Source organism: Streptomyces sp. NPDC090741 (assembly GCF_044769045.1).
GTDB lineage: Bacteria > Actinomycetota > Actinomycetes > Streptomycetales > Streptomycetaceae > Streptomyces.
In genome coordinates this window covers 43,368-57,797 of the sequence record NZ_JBIVXF010000020.1, presented here as the reverse complement: position 1 = coordinate 57,797, position 14,430 = coordinate 43,368, and the positions used below count along the sequence as shown (strand labels likewise).

Below are 14,430 nucleotides of genomic sequence, written 5' to 3'. Positions count from 1 at the left end.
CCCGCGGGTCCCCCGCCCGCCGATCAGCCCACATCTTTCGCAATCCACGCACTGAAGGAAGACCCATGCTGCGCATCGCCGTCCCCAACAAGGGTTCACTCTCCGGAGCGGCGTCGGCGATGCTCCATGAGGCCGGCTACCGCCAGCGCAAGGAGTCCAAGGAGCTCGTGGTCCTCGACCCCGAGAACGGGGTGGAGTTCTTCTACCTCCGCCCCAAGGACATCGCGATCTACGTCGCCTCGGGCAAGCTCGACATCGGCATCACCGGCCGTGACCTGCTGCTCGACTCCGGCGCCAGCGCGGAGGAGATCCTCCCGCTGAACTTCGGCCGCTCCACCTTCCGCTACGCCACCAAGCCCGGCACCGCGAAGGGCCCCGAGGACTTCACGGGGATGACGATCGCGACCTCGTACGAGGGAATCGTCGCCAAGCACCTCGCCGAGCAGGGCATCGACGCCTCCGTCGTACACCTGGACGGCGCGGTCGAGACCGCCATCCAGCTCGGCGTCGCCCAGATCATCGCGGACGTCGTCGAGACCGGCACCAGCCTGCGCAACGCCGGCCTGGAGGTCATCGGCGAGCCGATCCTCACCTCCGAGGCCGTGGTCATCCGCCGCAACGGGGCCGACGCCGAGAACCCGCAGGCCCAGCAGTTCCTGCGGCGCCTCCAGGGCGTCCTGGTGGCCCGCAGCTACGTGATGATGGACTACGACTGCCGCGCCGAGCACCTGGAGCGGGCCGTCGCCCTCACCCCGGGCCTGGAGTCGCCGACCATCTCCCCGCTGCACAACGAGGGCTGGGTCGCCGTCCGCGCGATGGTCCCGGCCAAGGAAGCGCAGCGGATCATGGACGACCTGTACGAGCTCGGTGCGCGCGCGATCCTCACCACCTCGATCCACGCCTGCCGTCTCTGACCCGTACGTCCTTCCGATCCGTACGCCCCCTCCCGAAGGCATCTCCCGCATCATGGCCGAGTCCGCCGCCCAGCCCGCACTGCCCGACCTGCCGGTCACCTTCCGGCCGACCCGTACCCGGGCCGTCCTGCTGGGCGTCGGGCTCGCCATGTTCGCCACCATCACGGCGATCGCCCTCCTGCTGGAGAGCCTCGGCCCGGGGGAGCGGATCAGCTTCATCTTCACCGCCGTCCTGCTGTCGTCCGTACTCGTCCTGCTCAGCCGCCCCAAGGTGGTCGCGGACGAGGCGGGCGTCACCGTCGTGAACCTGACCAACACCCGCCGCCTGGAGTGGGCGCAGATCCTGCGCGTCAACCTCCGCCCGGGCGATCCGTGGGTGTTCCTGGACCTGAGCGACGGTACGAGCCTGCCCGCCCTCGGCATCCAGCCCGGCGTGGCCAAGCAGCAGGCCATCGGCGACGCCCGCGCGCTGCGCGCGCTCGCCGAGGCCCGGGGAACCGGGCCGCACCACCACTGACCCGTCCGCCGCACGGACGTCCCACGGACGTCCCGCGGACGCACGCCCGCACAGCGGAGCTCGAACACTCGGCGAACAGTCGTGGAACGGGCCTCGAACAGGCCTTGAGCGGCTCTCGGACGAAGCACCGGAGCCACAGCCGACGGCGGCGTCCCATTGCGGCGGCGATCTCAGTGACTACCCTGGTGGCGGGGCGCACCCCAACGCCCTCCCACCGGCCCCGGGACCCCGAGGCCCGCGGGCACCTGCGACTTGAGGAGTGACTCCCTCCAGCAATGGACGGATCGTCCGGTAGTACCCGCGCCGCCCTCCCCACGGAGGCGGCGGCATGACCATCCCGCTACTCCTGCTCGTGGCGGCATTCGCCCTGATCCTCGCCAACGGCTTCTTCGTGGCGGCCGAGTTCGGCCTCGTCACCGTGGAACGGCCCGAGGCCGAACGCGCCGCAGCCGACGGCGACCGCCGTGCCCGCACGGTGGTCGAGGCCCTGCGGGAGCTGTCCTTCCAGCTCTCCGGCACCCAGCTCGGCATCACCATCACCTCCCTCGTGGTCGGCATGCTCGCCGAACCGGCCCTCGCCGGGCTGCTGGCCGGGCCGCTCGCGGCCACCGGCCTGCCCGCGGGAGCCGTCTCCGGCGTCGCCGTCTTCATCGGCATGCTGCTCGCCTCCGCCGTCCAGATGGTCGTCGGCGAGCTCGTCCCGAAGAACTGGGCGGTCTCCCGGCCGCTGCAGGTGGCCCGGTTCGTGGCCGGCCCGCAGCAGGTCTTCTCCCGCGCCTTCCGGCCGGTCATCGCCGGCCTCAACGCCGTCGCCAACCGTCTCGTACGGGCGCTCGGCGTGGAGCCGGCCGAGGAGATGGCCTCCGCCCGCACCCCCGGCGAACTGGTCTCCCTGGTCCGCCATTCGGCCCAGGCCGGCGCCCTCGAACAGGACACCGCCGACCTCTTCGTACGGACCCTCTCGCTGGGCGAGCTCACGGCCCAGCACGTCATGACCCCCCGGGTGAAGGTCAGCGCCCTCCAGCACACGGCCACCGCGGCCGACGTGCTGAACCTGACCCGTGCCACCGGGCTGTCCCGGTTCCCGGTCTACCGGGAGCGCATCGACGAGGTCACCGGGGTCGTCCACCTCAAGGACGCCCTCGCCGTGCCCGAGTCCGAGCGCGCCCGCACCACCGTGAGCCGGATCTGTGTCGCCCCGCTGCTGGTGCCCGGCTCCCTGCCGGTGCAGCCGCTGCTGGAACGGTTGCGCAGCGAGCAGCCGATGGCCGTCGTCGTCGACGAGTACGGCGGCACCGCCGGGGTGGTCACCCTGGAGGACATCGTGGAGGAGCTCGTCGGCGAGGTCCGCGACGAGCACGACCTCGCCGAGGACGAGAACCCCGAACTGGCCGCAGTGCCCGCCGAGGACGGCCGCCCCTCCTGGGAGGCCGACGGCAGCTGCCGGGTGCAGACCCTGCGCCGGATAGGCCTGGAGGTGCCCGAAGGCCCGTACGAGACCGTCGCCGGCCTCGTCGCGGACCTGCTGGGCCGGATCCCCGCCCCCGGGGACCGCGCCGAACTGCCCGGCTGGAAGCTGTCCGTCCGCCAGGTCGGCCGCAACCGCGCCGAACGCGTCAGGCTGGTCCGGCTGGGCACCGTCCCCGCCGCCGGGTACGGGACCGGCCCCGAGGCCGCCCGCGCCACCGTCCTGATCGACGCCGGCTCCGTACGCACCGGGCCCGGCCGGCAGGCCTCCCCGGACGCGCGGTCGCCGCAGCCGGCCCAGTCGGCCCAGCTGGAAGGCGCCGGCCGATGAACGCCCTCCAGCTGCTCTTCGCCCTGCTCCTGGTCCTGGCCAACGGTTTCTTCGTCGGCGCCGAGTTCGCGCTCGTCTCCGTACGGCGCAGCCAGATCGAGCCGCTGGCCAAGGAGTCCAAGCGGGCCCGCCAGGTGCTGTACGGGCTGGAGAACCTGCCGCGGATGATGGCGGCGGCCCAGTTCGGCATCACCGTCTGCTCCCTGACCCTCGGCGCGGTCGCCGAGCCGACGATGGCCCGCCTGCTGGAGCCGCTCTTCCACGCGGCGCACGTCCCGCAGGGCGTGATCCACCCGCTGGGCTACGCGGTGGCGCTCGCCGCCGTCGTCTTCCTGCACCTGGTCATCGGCGAGATGGTGCCCAAGAACCTCGCCATGGCCGCGCCGGAGAAGACCGCCCTCTGGTTCAGCCCGGGCCTGGTGGCCTTCGCCCGGCTGTGCGGCCCCGTCACCTCCGCGCTCGGCTCCTGCGCGCACCTGGTCCTGCGCCTCTTCAAGGTGGAGCCCAAGGACGAGGTCGAAGCCGTCTACACCAGCGCCCAGCTCGGCCGGCTCGTCGAGGACTCCCGGCAGGCCGGGCTCCTGGAGCCGGGCGAGCAGGAGCGCCTGGAGGACGCCCTGGAACTGGGCAGCCGCCCGGTCACCGACGTCCTGCTCGCCCGGGACCGGCTCGTCACGGTCGGCCCCTCGGCGACCCCGCGGCAGATCGAGCAGCTGACGGTCCGCACCGGCTACTCCCGCTTCCCGGTCCGCTCCGAGAACGGCGCCTTCATGGGCTACGTCCACGTCAAGGACGTACTGGACCTGGAGGATCGGGAGCGGGCCGTGCCCCAGCGGATCTGGCGGCGGATGACCACCCTGTCCGCCACCCTCCCGCTGGACGACGCGCTCAGCGTCATGCGCCGGGACGCCACCCATCTGGCCCAGGTCGCCGACCCGGCCGGCCGGGTGCTGGGGCTGGTCGCCCTGGAGGACGTCCTGGAGATGCTGGTCGGCGAGGTACGCGACCCCGCGCACCGCGTCCCGGCCCGCCGCCCGGGCCCCCGGCAGACCAGCGCCGCCGGGGTGTGAGAGACCGCGGTGTGAGGCGCCGCTGCCGTGGCGGGGGCCGAGCCGCCCCCGCTACAGCGGCGGCGGCTCCGGCCGGTCGCGGTCCTGCGGGCCGCGCCCCGACAGGACCTCCCCGTACGCCTGCATCAGGTCGGGCAGCCGCAGCGTCGCCAGGTCCTCCCGGGAGGGCTCGCCGGGGAAGCCCGCCAGCCGCAGGTCCCGGTACGCGCAGCTCTTCTCGTACAGGGTGCGCAGGAAGCGGCCGTTGCCCAGCTCGTCGATCCAGCCCTGCTCCACCACGTGCCCGCTGATGCTGCGCAGCTCCTCCAGGGCCTCCTCGTCCCAGCAGTCCCCGTTCGCGTCCGCCAGCACCCCGCCGATCGCGGTCAGTTCCAGCGGCCGGTAGCTGGGGAAGTCCACCCGGGTCGTGAACCGCGAGGAGAGCCCCGGGTTGGCGGCCAGCAGCCGGTCCATCCCGGCCGGATAGCCGGCCAGGATCACCACCAGGTGGTCCCGGTTGTCCTCCGCCCGCTTCAGCAGCACCTGGAGCGCCTCGTCCCCGTACGCGTCGCCCTTGCTGTACCCGGTGTTGGAGAGGCTGTACGCCTCGTCCACGAACAGCACCCCGCCGATCGCGGAATCGATCAGCTCGTTCGCCTTCACGGCGGTCTGTCCGAGGAACTCGCCCACCAGGTCCGCCCGCTGGGCCTCCACCAGATGGTCCCCGCCCAGCAGCCCGAGCGCGTAGAACACCCGGCCCAGGATCCGCGCCACCGTCGTCTTGCCCGTGCCCGAAGGCCCGGAGAAGACGAAATGCCGCTTCGGAGGCTGCACCGGCAGCCCCTGCCCGGCCCGCAGCCGGGCCATGTGCAGCTGCGCGGAGAGCGCCTTCACCTGCCGCTTCACCGGCTCCAGGCCCACCATCCGCTCCAGCTCCGCCAGCGCCTCGGCGAGCAGTGCCGGATCGGCCGGTCCGGCCGGCAGCCCCCCGGGCTCGGCCTGCGGCGGGACCGCCACCTTGCGGCGTACGCCCTCCACCCGGCCCGTGCCCGGGCCGCCCGGAGCCCCGAACCGCGGGTCCGGCTCCGGCGCGATCAGCGGGTCCGGCTCCGCCTGCCCGTCCGCCGCGATGTCCTGGACGGGGCCGCCGCCGAGGGCCACCGCCGCGAAGTCCCCGCCGACCGGCGAGAGATCGTGGCCCGCGTACCCCTCGTAGCCGGACGCGGCGTATCCGGCGTATCCGTCGGCCCCGTCGACGTAGTCGCTGTCCTCGATCGCCGTCAGCCGGGCCGCCGTGTCCATGAACGCCGGGTCCACCCGGTGCACCGCCCGGTACAGCGGCAGCGCCGCCGCGCTGCGCCCGGTCCCCTCGTGCGCCCGCGCCAGCCAGTACCGCAGCTCCTTGCGCTGCGGCTGCTCGCTGCGGCAGCGCATCAGCGCCGCCGACAGCATCGGCTCGGCCTGCCCGTACATCTCCAGGCGGACCCGGGCCATCCCGCCGAACAGGCCCGCCTCGATCCCCAGCAGCGGATCGTCCACCAGCGGCTCGGTGTGCCGCACCAGCTGCTCCCAGTCCTTGACCAGGTAGGACCGGCAGGCGTGCAGGAACCGCACCTGCGTATCGGTGTCCACCGGCGGCAGCGCGGCCAGTGCCTGGTCCAGCTCGGGGACGTGCCGGCCGTCCAGCCAGTGCGAGGCGTGGGCCAGCAGGAGGTCCCGCCGGCTCTCCAGCACCGGCTGCACCCACCAGCCCAGCCAGTACCAGGAGTTGATCGTCCGCCGGTGGCGGGCCCGCTGCTCGCCGAAGCGGTCGCGGTGGGCGTACATGCGCAATAAGGCGTTCGTGGTGTCCACCCGGAGCGCGTGCAGGCCGAGCCATGCGTCGGCCATCGAGGGATCCAGTCGTACGGCCGCCCGGAACTCCTCCTCGGCCTGCGGATAGGCGCCCATGGTGCAGGCGTCCACTCCGCGCAGCCAGGCGAGTTCGGCCGGGGCGTGCGTGCCCGGCGTGCCGAAATCCATCACATCCCCCACAAGCCTGCCCCCGTGGTGCACAGCAACCCCCGCGTCGCGCCCGCGAGTTGTCCACTGCGCCGATGAAATCAGGGATGCATCGTACCTGCGGCCAAGCACCATACGTAGGGTGCGGCGGGCACCGGTCGCAGACGCACCAGGGGCGCACGAGGTGACTCAGGGTGAAGATTTCGGGGAGACCCGGCCCGCGCGGCGCCGGTGGGAAGCCGGCCCGGGGCAGAACGAAGCCCCCGATCACGGGGGAACGATCGGGGGCTTCGCGTCCGCTGCGGCCTGGAAGGACCGCGCATTCAGAACGTAAGGCCGGTGCGGGGCCCAGGTCAAGCAAGTCGGTGCAGGCCCGCTCGAGCGGTTGTCCCGAGCTGCTCAGGCCCGGGGGAATTCGTCACCTTCCGTAATGGAAGAGGCCCTTCCGGCGGTCGCATCCGCCTCGGAAGTCCACTCGTACCCCGTACCGCTCTGGCGTACCAGAGTGTCCGCGAAGGGGCGCGAAGGATCGTCCGCGAAGTGCGCGCGCTCCGCGCGCTCCCATCCGTCCCAGAAGTCGGAAAGTTCACGCCCGTCCCGATTTCGCCCGCGCCCCCAGGACTGCGCGCGCGGGGTCTCCATCCACAGCAGCCGCGCCAGATACGGTCGCAGCGCCCGCCGCCCGGCCCCGACCCCCTCGATCAGCAGAACCGGAACCGGCTCCAGCACCCGCTCGGGGCCGAACCGGCGCTCCACCCAGTCGTACGGGGCCCAGTGGGCCGGCCGGCCGGCCGCGAGCGGCTCCAGCACCTGCGCCCGCAGCCGCTCCGGCCACTCGAACAGCTCCTCGTGGGTGGCCACGTCGTCCAGGTGCAGCACCGGCGCCCCGCCCAGCGCCTCGGCGAGCCGCCCGGCGAAGGTGCTCTTCCCGGACCCGGCGTGCCCGTCGACGGCGATCAGCCGGACCGGGCCCAGCGACGGGGGCAGGGCGACGAGTTCACGCGCGAGTGACTGAAGTGACTGGTGAGGCTCCACCCGGCCAGCGTAGGGCCCCGGCCCGCCCCGGTCCCGCGTTACCCCGCCCCGGTCCCGCGTCACCCCGACACGGGGCCGTGGCTTCGCCGCCCGGCGGGCGGGAACTGGAAGGGTGGGGGAGCCGACCCAGCCGCACCGACCCTTGGGGGCCACGCCGATGACCGCACCCACACCACGCCGTGCCCTGCTGGCCGTCGCGCTCGCCGCGGCCGCGGCGGCCACCGTCGCGGGCGGCCGGGCCTCGGCCGCCGGCCCGACGCCCCCTGCCGGCACGGGCGCCGGCAATGGCCTGGCCGAGGCGGAAGCGGAAGGGGAAGCGGAAGGGGGAGCGGACGGGGCGGCCGCGGCCGTGGCCAAGACCGTGGACAACCGGTTCTGGTACTCGTACGCGCACTGGCTGGCCGGCACCCACCACGGCACCACCGCCCTCGCCGGCGCCCGCCCCGGCCTGGTGATCGACACCCCGGCCGGCCGCACCGGGTACACGGACCCGCACACCGCGAAGAAGGCCACCTGGGAGTACGCGGTCTGGACCTCCCCGGTGCACCGCTCCGGCGTGCCCGGCACCGAGGCCATCGCCTCCTGGAACGCCCACACCCCGGCGGGCACCTGGATCCAGGTGGAACTGCGCGCCACGTACGGCAGCAGCGGCGCCGCCACCCCCTGGTACGTGATGGGCCGCTGGGCCTCCGGCGACGGCGACATCCGCCGCACCTCCGTGGACGGCCAGACCGACGGCAGCACCACCGTGTGGACCGACACCGTGGCCGTCGACGCCCCCGCGCGGGCGAGCGGCGTACGGATCGCGGACTGGCAGCTGCGCCTGACCCTCCACCGCAGGCCCGGCGCCGCCCAGGGCCCGACGGTGTGGCTGGCCGGGGCCATGGTCTCCGACGTCCCGGACCGGTTCACCGTCCCCGCCTCGGCCTCCTCGGGCAAGGCCCACGAGCTGAAGGTCCCCCGCTATTCGCAGGAGGTCCACAAGGGCCACTACCCCCAGTACGACAACGGCGGCGAGGCCTGGTGCAGCCCCACCTCCTCCCAGATGATCATCGAGTACTGGGGCCGCAAGCCCGCCGCCGGGGACCTGGCCTGGGTCGATTCCCGCTACCCCGACCCGCAGGTCTGCCACGCGGCCCGGTCCACGTACGACAGCGCGTACAAGGGCTGCGGCAACTGGCCCTTCAACGCCGCGTACGCCGCCACGTACACCGATCTCGCCGGGGTCGTCACCCGGCTCCGCTCCCTCGCCGAGCTGGAGACCCTGGTCGGGGCGGGCATCCCGGTGATCACCTCGCAGTCCTTCCGTACGGAGGAGCTCACCGGCGCGGGCTACGGCACCGCGGGCCACCTGATGACCGTCGTCGGCTTCACCGCCGCCGGGGACGTGGTCGCCAACGACCCGAACTCGCCCGACAACACGGCCGTCCGCCGGGTGTACGGGCGCCGGGAGTGGGAGAACGTCTGGCTGCGGACGAAGCGCCACAATTCCGCTGGAAAGGTTGCGTCCGGCTCCGGGGGCATCTGCTATCTGTACGCCCCGGCCCGCCCGAGCCTCACCCAGATCGCCGCCCTCCGGGCGGCGGGAGTGCTGTGATCGGGGTGCCGGAAGTTCCCGTTGACCGCGAGCGCGGATAAGCGGAACATAAAGGCGTAAAGGGCACGTAAGGCTTCTACAGGAGGCGGCCCGCCATGACCACCCACAGCATCGAACACCACCCCGACCTCGCCGAGATGCGCTCCCGGTTCGAGCGGGTCACCAGCACCCCCGCCGCGCAGGCCGTGGAGGCACTGGCCCTCATCACGGGCCTGTACCTGGCGGCCTCGCCCTGGATCGCCGGGTTCAGCGGACTCAGCTCGCTGGCGATCAACAACCTGATCGCCGGCGTCGCGTACTGCCTGTGCATGGGCGGACTCGGCTCCGCTTACGAACGCACCCACGCGATGGCCTGGACGGCGGTCGCCATCGGAGCCTGGACGATCGTGGCTCCCTGGGTCATCGCCGGTGACGTCAGCACGACCCGCTCCGTGGTCAGCAACGTCATCACTGGCGGCGTCGCGCTGCTGCTCGCCCTGGCCATGGCGGGCATGGCGGGCCGCAACCGCGCGACCTGACCCGCGTAGGCACCGGGTACGCACCTGGTACGCACCGGGCCCCGACCGCGATCCGGCCGGGGCCCGGTGGCACGCGTTCGGGGCGGCGTGACGGGTGCCACGCGTGACGATCGTCTCTACCGCGAAAGCCGCATACGCTGTCACATTGGACGGCATGACCGCATACAGCGCCTCCCTCACCGCCCGCGCCCGGAACCTCGTCCGGACCGGTGGCCCCAAGGACCACTCCAAGTGGCTGGAGCACGTGCTCGGCTGGACGCTGGTGGTCGTCATCGCCATGTTCGTCACGCAGGTCGGCTGGCTCTGACGTTCGGGGCCTGCGCCTACGAGGCCTACGAGGCCTCCAGCCGCAGTCCGTCCGTGACGATCAGGTCCGAGGTGACCAGAGCCTGCTCCGCGCTGACCCGGGTCATGAAGACGAACGGCGGGATCACCGGGGGAGCGGGCAGTCCGTCCGGGCTGAACGTGACGCACAGCAGCCCTTCGATGCAGCCGCTGAACTTCGTCAGGTACAAGGTCACGTTGCCCCGCAGCTCAAGGGACGCGGCGGCGAGCCCGTACTCCTCGCGGCCGTCGCGGGTGCGCAGCCGGTAGTCGGCCAGCGAGGCCGCGCGCATCTTCAGCACCAGCACCCTCAGCGGCCCGTCGGCCGTCGCGACCTCGGTGACGCCCGCGAAGGCGAGGCCCTGCGGGGCGAAGAGCGAGGTGGTGACCGTCGGGGGCGTCCGGGGGGCCGTCGGCGGCCCGTGGGGCGGGGCCGCCGCCCTGGCCGGCGGGGCCCCCGCCGCCAGCGCGGCCGTCAGCAGCGCCGGCAGTACGGCGGCGAGCGCCCGCGGACCGGGACCGCCCGGCCTGCGCCCGTACGACGCCTCCTCGTCGGCGGCTTCGTCCGCGGTGTCCCCCGGGAGCGGCGTCCACCCGAAGGCCAGCGCGCTCCCGGCGATCCCGAGCAGCATGCCGACCAGGAACCCGCCCAGGTTGGTCGCCAGGAACGACAGCACCGACAGCAGCAGGGCGTGGACGGAGGCGTACGCCCGGGCCCGCGGCAGGAACCACAGGAACAGGCCCGCCACGACGAGTGCGCCGCCGATCCCGATCGCCGCGATCCCGCCGAGGCCCAGGCTCACCAGCACGGTCAGCGGGGAGAGCGGGACCAGCAGCAGCTCGGCCCCGCCCAGGATGACCAGCAGCCCGCCCCAGAACGGCCGGGTCCGGCGCCAGGCGCGCAGCCGCTGCCGCTGCCGTCTCAACGGGGGCGTCAGCCGAAGGCGGCTCAGAAGCACTTCTTGCCGTCCAGGCCGACGCTCACCCGCATGCCCTTGAGACGGAAGTTCCCGCCGGTCGCGGACCAGGCGTGCGATTTCACCCCGACGACCTCGATGTCCCCGGCCTGGAGGCCGAACTTCCCCGGCTCCCCCTTGACCCCCGCCACCTGGTCGAGGGTCGAGGCGTCCCGGCCGATCTGCGCCGTGCCGAAGGTCGCGTCGCCGTCGAGGTCCTCGCCGTCGATGACGAGTTCGCTCGCGGTGACCTCCCCGGCCGGACCGCCCGCGGTCAGCTTGAAGACCACCGTGCCGAGCGGGGTGTCCACCTCGGCGGACTGGCAGATGTCGGTGAGCGTGGCCTCGCCGATGCCGAGCAGCGCGACCGGGTGCCCCTTGCCGTCGACGGATCGGTCCGTCTGCACGTACGAGGCCAGGCCCTTGCTGCTCAGCTTCGAGGAGGAGACCTGGAAGGCGGTTCCCGAGACGGCGAACGACGCGGCGAGCGCGCCCTGGGCCATGACCACGGCCATCGCCCCGACCGCGAGGACCGCGGGCACCGCGACCGCGGCCGACTTCCGCCAGTGGACCCGCCCTTCGCGCCCGCCGATGCCGTCCGGGTCGCGGTCCGCGCCGCTGTTCACGCCTCTGTTCGTGCTCATGGAAGTGCCTCCCGTACGTCGTCCGGTGCGCAGGGGAAGTGCATGAGACAGGTCTGCCATACTGCGGGCATCCTGTGGCAGTTCGAGGCTAGGGCCGAATTTGAATAATAGTCAACAGCGGGGCGCGAGTGAGCGTTCGCAGGTCCGCAGGGCCGAACTCATAGCGACCGGGCGCAAGTTGTTCGCCGATACCTCGTACGACGCACTCTCCATGGACGACATCGCCAAACAGGCGGGTGTCGCCAAGGGGCTGATCTACTACTACTTCAAGAGCAAGCGCGGCTACTACCTCGCCATCGTCGAGGACTCGGTGGCCGAGCTCGTCGCCCGCGCCGCCGGCGAACCGGACCTGCCCAACGCCGAGCGGGTGCGCCGCACCATCGACGGCTACCTCTACTACGCCGAGCACCACCAGGCGGCCTACCGCACCATCGTCACCGGGGGAGTGGGCTCCGACGCCGAGGTGCTCGCGATCCGCGACGCGGTGCGCGAGGAGCTGGTGGCCACCATCGCCGAAGGCGCGTACGGGCGCCGTGCCGTCCCGCCGCTCGCCCGGCTCGCGCTGGTGGGCTGGCTGTCCGGGGTCGAGGGGACCACGTTGGAGTGGATCGGCGCCCTGGCCTCGGACGCCGATGCCGACGCGGAGGCGGACGCCGGGGTGGACGGCGATGCGGAATCCGGCCCACGGCAGCCCGACCGGGACCGGCTCGGGGCCCTCCTCGTCCGCCAGCTGCGCGCGACGCTGACGGTGATCGGGGAGTTCGTCCCGGAGTGTCCGCCGCCGACCCTGCCCGAAGACGCGTTCGAGTCGACCGGTGATCTTGCCCCAGTGACGGGAAGTCCCTGATCGGGCATACTCAAGCCGCCCGCAGCCACTGATCTGCCGCTTCCGTGATCCGGGAGGGCAGTATCGGCTGTGAGAAGCACCGAGACCCGGCGGCCCGTCCCACACCTCACGTGCCGCCGCCGTGCCCGACGAGGGAGGAGAGCGCCGCCATGACAGACCGCGCCCCGCAGCCGGTGGACCGTCAGCTGCCCACCGAGGAGTCCCGGGATCTGCTCGCGCTCGTGCGAGAGATCGCCCAGCGGGAGATCCGCCCCGTGGCCGCCGACGAGGAGGACGCCGGGAAGTTCCCGCGCGCGATCTTCACCCTCCTGTCCGAGGCCGGCCTGCTCGGTCTCCCGTACGCCGGTGAGTACGGCGGCGGCGAGCAGCCGTACGAGGTCTACCTCCAGGTCCTGGAGGAGCTCGCCGCGGCCCGCCTGACGGTCGGGCTCGGCGTCAGCGTGCACTCCCTGTCCTGCCACGGCCTGGCCGGATACGGCACCGAGGAGCAGCAGAAGGCCCATCTGCCCGCCATGCTCGGCGGCGGCCTGCTCGGCGCGTACTGCCTCTCCGAGCCCGCGTCCGGATCCGACGCCGCCTCGCTGACCACCAAGGCCGTACGCGACGGCGACGGCTGGGTCATCACCGGCACCAAGGCCTGGATCACACACGGCGGGGTCGCCGACTTCTACACCGTCCTCGCCCGCACAGGCGGCGAGGGCCCCAAGGGCATCACCGCCTTCCTGGTGCCCGGCGACGCGGAGGGCCTGACGGCCGCCGTCCCCGAGAAGAAGATGGGCATGAAGGGCTCGCCCACCGCCCAGCTGCACTTCGACGGGGTCCGCGTTCCCGACACCCGCCGCATCGGCGAGGAGGGCCAGGGCTTCACCATCGCGCTGGCGGCCCTGGACGCGGGCCGCCTGGGCATCGCCGCCTGCGCCATCGGCGTCGCGCAGGCCGCCCTGGACGAGGCCCTCACGTACGCCCTGGACCGCAAGCAGTTCGGGCACCCCATCGCGGACTTCCAGGGCCTGCGCTTCATGCTCGCCGACATGGCGACCAAGATCGAGGCCGGCCGGGCGCTGTACCTGGCGGCGGCGCGGCTGCGCGACGCGGGCAAGCCGTTCTCCCGCCAGGCGGCGATGGCGAAGCTGTTCTGCACGGACGCCGCCATGGCCGTCACGACGGATGCGGTCCAGGTCCTCGGCGGCTACGGCTACACCGCGGACTTCCCGGTGGAGCGCCTGATGCGCGAGGCGAAGGTCCTCCAGATCGTCGAGGGCACCAACCAGATCCAGCGCATGGTCATCGCCCGCCACCTGGCGGGCCCCGAGTCCCGCTGATGGCCGACCTGCCCCTCGGGGCACGCCCGGCCCCGGCCCGGCCGGGCCACCGGTCGGGCCGGTGGTCGGGCCGGTGGTCGGACTAGTCCAGGTCGTCCCCGACGGGCAGTGGCTTCGCGTCGTGGTTGACGAAGAGGTCCTGGCGTGCGGCGGGGTGGTCGGCCGGCGGGGCGTTGGACACCGCGTTGTAGCTGATCAGGGCGAGGGTACGGGCGCGCGTGGAGCGGTTCGGGCCCGAGCTGTGCACCAGGTTGCCGTGGAAGAGGACCACCGTGCCGGCCGGGCCGGTGGCCTCGTGCACACCCCGGGTGCGGGCGAGCTCCTCGGTCGAGGGGTCCGCGAGCGCGTAGGCGTTCCGGCTCGACGTGATCCAGGCCCAGTCGACCTCTCCGCCTTGCGCGGGCCCGGTGTTCCCGGCCGGCGCGGCCGCCCCCGGCCGGTCGGTGTGCGTGCCCGGTATCAGGCGCAGCGGCCCGTTCTCCCCGGTGACCTCGTCGAGGAACACGGCGGCGGTCAGCGCAACCGGGCGCCGCATCCCGTCGGCGGCCTGCCAGAAGTCGAAGTCCCGGTGCCACTGCCAGCGGTCGCCGCGCCGGGCCGCCTTCGGATTGACCTTCCACTGGTACACGTACATGTCCTCGCCGAGGAGCAGCCGGGCCAGCGCGGTCAGCGGCGACGCCTCGGCCAGTGCCTGCCAGGGACCGCCCCTGCGGTGGAGCCCGTAGACGGCGCGCACGGTCGTGCCGTCCTCCTCGAAGAACCGCTGCGGTCCCTCCTCGGCGAGTACGGCGGGCAGTTCCTCGGTCAGGGGCCCCCAGATCTCGTGCGGGGTCATCGGGGGTACGACGACAAAGCCGTCGCGCCGGTATTCGGCCAGGAGCCGCTTCGGGTCCGTCATGGGCCCAGGG

14 protein-coding genes are annotated in these 14,430 nt (G+C 73.0%); 9 read left to right on the top strand and 5 right to left on the bottom strand.

The annotated features are described in order from the left end of the window. Positions 1–65: 65 nt before the first annotated feature. The 4 genes from hisG to ACIQU4_RS36925 all read left to right on the top strand — a co-directional run bounded on the left by hisG (position 66) and on the right by ACIQU4_RS36925 (position 4,299). Positions 66–914 (top strand): ATP phosphoribosyltransferase, encoded by an 849-nt coding sequence (hisG, locus tag ACIQU4_RS36940; protein ID WP_030157592.1) that lies wholly within the window; start codon positions 66–68, stop codon positions 912–914. 52 nt (positions 915–966) lie between these two features. After that, positions 967–1,431: a PH domain-containing protein gene (locus ACIQU4_RS36935; RefSeq protein WP_403740560.1), complete on the top strand. Its 465-nt coding sequence runs from the start codon at positions 967–969 to the stop codon at positions 1,429–1,431. A 328-nt stretch (positions 1,432–1,759) separates the two neighbouring features. Then, positions 1,760–3,229 (top strand): hemolysin family protein, encoded by a 1,470-nt coding sequence (locus ACIQU4_RS36930; RefSeq protein ID WP_403740557.1) that lies wholly within the window; start codon positions 1,760–1,762, stop codon positions 3,227–3,229. Next, positions 3,226–4,299 (top strand): hemolysin family protein, encoded by a 1,074-nt coding sequence (locus ACIQU4_RS36925; RefSeq protein WP_403740554.1) that lies wholly within the window; start codon positions 3,226–3,228, stop codon positions 4,297–4,299. The genes ACIQU4_RS36930 and ACIQU4_RS36925 overlap by 4 nt, the downstream gene beginning before the upstream one ends. Positions 4,300–4,350: 51 nt before the next feature. Here ACIQU4_RS36925 and ACIQU4_RS36920 read toward each other — a convergent pair whose 3' ends face one another. After that, complete coding sequence (locus ACIQU4_RS36920) at positions 4,351–6,300, bottom strand: AAA family ATPase (RefSeq protein WP_403740551.1); 1,950 nt, start codon at positions 6,298–6,300, stop codon at positions 4,351–4,353. A gap of 378 nt (positions 6,301–6,678) precedes the next feature. Then, on the bottom strand, positions 6,679–7,314 hold the full coding sequence (locus ACIQU4_RS36915) for a uridine kinase (RefSeq protein ID WP_403740549.1): 636 nt from the start codon (positions 7,312–7,314) through the stop codon (positions 6,679–6,681). Between the two features lie 157 nt (positions 7,315–7,471). Between ACIQU4_RS36915 and ACIQU4_RS36910 the strand changes: the two genes are divergently transcribed. The 3 genes from ACIQU4_RS36910 (at position 7,472) to ACIQU4_RS36900 (ending at position 9,736) form a co-directional block, all read left to right on the top strand. Further along, positions 7,472–8,911, top strand: a complete 1,440-nt coding sequence (locus ACIQU4_RS36910; RefSeq protein WP_403740546.1) for a peptidase C39 family protein — start codon at positions 7,472–7,474, stop codon at positions 8,909–8,911. A 95-nt stretch (positions 8,912–9,006) separates the two neighbouring features. Further along, positions 9,007–9,429, top strand: coding sequence for an SPW repeat protein (locus ACIQU4_RS36905; RefSeq protein WP_403740544.1), 423 nt, complete (start codon positions 9,007–9,009; stop codon positions 9,427–9,429). Between the two features lie 154 nt (positions 9,430–9,583). Continuing rightward, positions 9,584–9,736 (top strand): SCO1431 family membrane protein, encoded by a 153-nt coding sequence (locus tag ACIQU4_RS36900; protein WP_134074592.1) that lies wholly within the window; start codon positions 9,584–9,586, stop codon positions 9,734–9,736. A 25-nt stretch (positions 9,737–9,761) separates the two neighbouring features. Here the strand turns inward: ACIQU4_RS36900 and ACIQU4_RS36895 are convergent, their stop codons facing one another. Both ACIQU4_RS36895 and ACIQU4_RS36890 read right to left on the bottom strand, forming a co-directional pair. Then, positions 9,762–10,679 carry a DUF6114 domain-containing protein gene (locus tag ACIQU4_RS36895; protein WP_403740541.1) on the bottom strand — a complete coding sequence of 306 codons (918 nt, stop codon included), beginning with the start codon at positions 10,677–10,679 and terminating at the stop codon, positions 9,762–9,764. Between the two features lie 23 nt (positions 10,680–10,702). Continuing rightward, positions 10,703–11,353 carry a DUF6230 family protein gene (locus ACIQU4_RS36890; RefSeq protein ID WP_403740537.1) on the bottom strand — a complete coding sequence of 217 codons (651 nt, stop codon included), beginning with the start codon at positions 11,351–11,353 and terminating at the stop codon, positions 10,703–10,705. A 100-nt stretch (positions 11,354–11,453) separates the two neighbouring features. Between ACIQU4_RS36890 and ACIQU4_RS36885 the strand changes: the two genes are divergently transcribed. Both ACIQU4_RS36885 and ACIQU4_RS36880 read left to right on the top strand, forming a co-directional pair. Then, positions 11,454–12,200: a TetR/AcrR family transcriptional regulator gene (locus tag ACIQU4_RS36885; protein ID WP_403740534.1), complete on the top strand. Its 747-nt coding sequence runs from the start codon at positions 11,454–11,456 to the stop codon at positions 12,198–12,200. A 149-nt stretch (positions 12,201–12,349) separates the two neighbouring features. Continuing rightward, the gene (locus ACIQU4_RS36880) at positions 12,350–13,522 is read left to right on the top strand and encodes an acyl-CoA dehydrogenase family protein (RefSeq protein ID WP_403740531.1); all 1,173 of its coding nucleotides are present in this window, start codon (positions 12,350–12,352) and stop codon (positions 13,520–13,522) included. A gap of 82 nt (positions 13,523–13,604) precedes the next feature. Here the strand turns inward: ACIQU4_RS36880 and ACIQU4_RS36875 are convergent, their stop codons facing one another. Then, a complete protein-coding gene (locus ACIQU4_RS36875; RefSeq protein WP_403740529.1) occupies positions 13,605–14,420 on the bottom strand; it encodes a phytanoyl-CoA dioxygenase family protein in 816 nt (271 codons plus the stop codon). Positions 14,421–14,430: the final 10 nt, after the last annotated feature.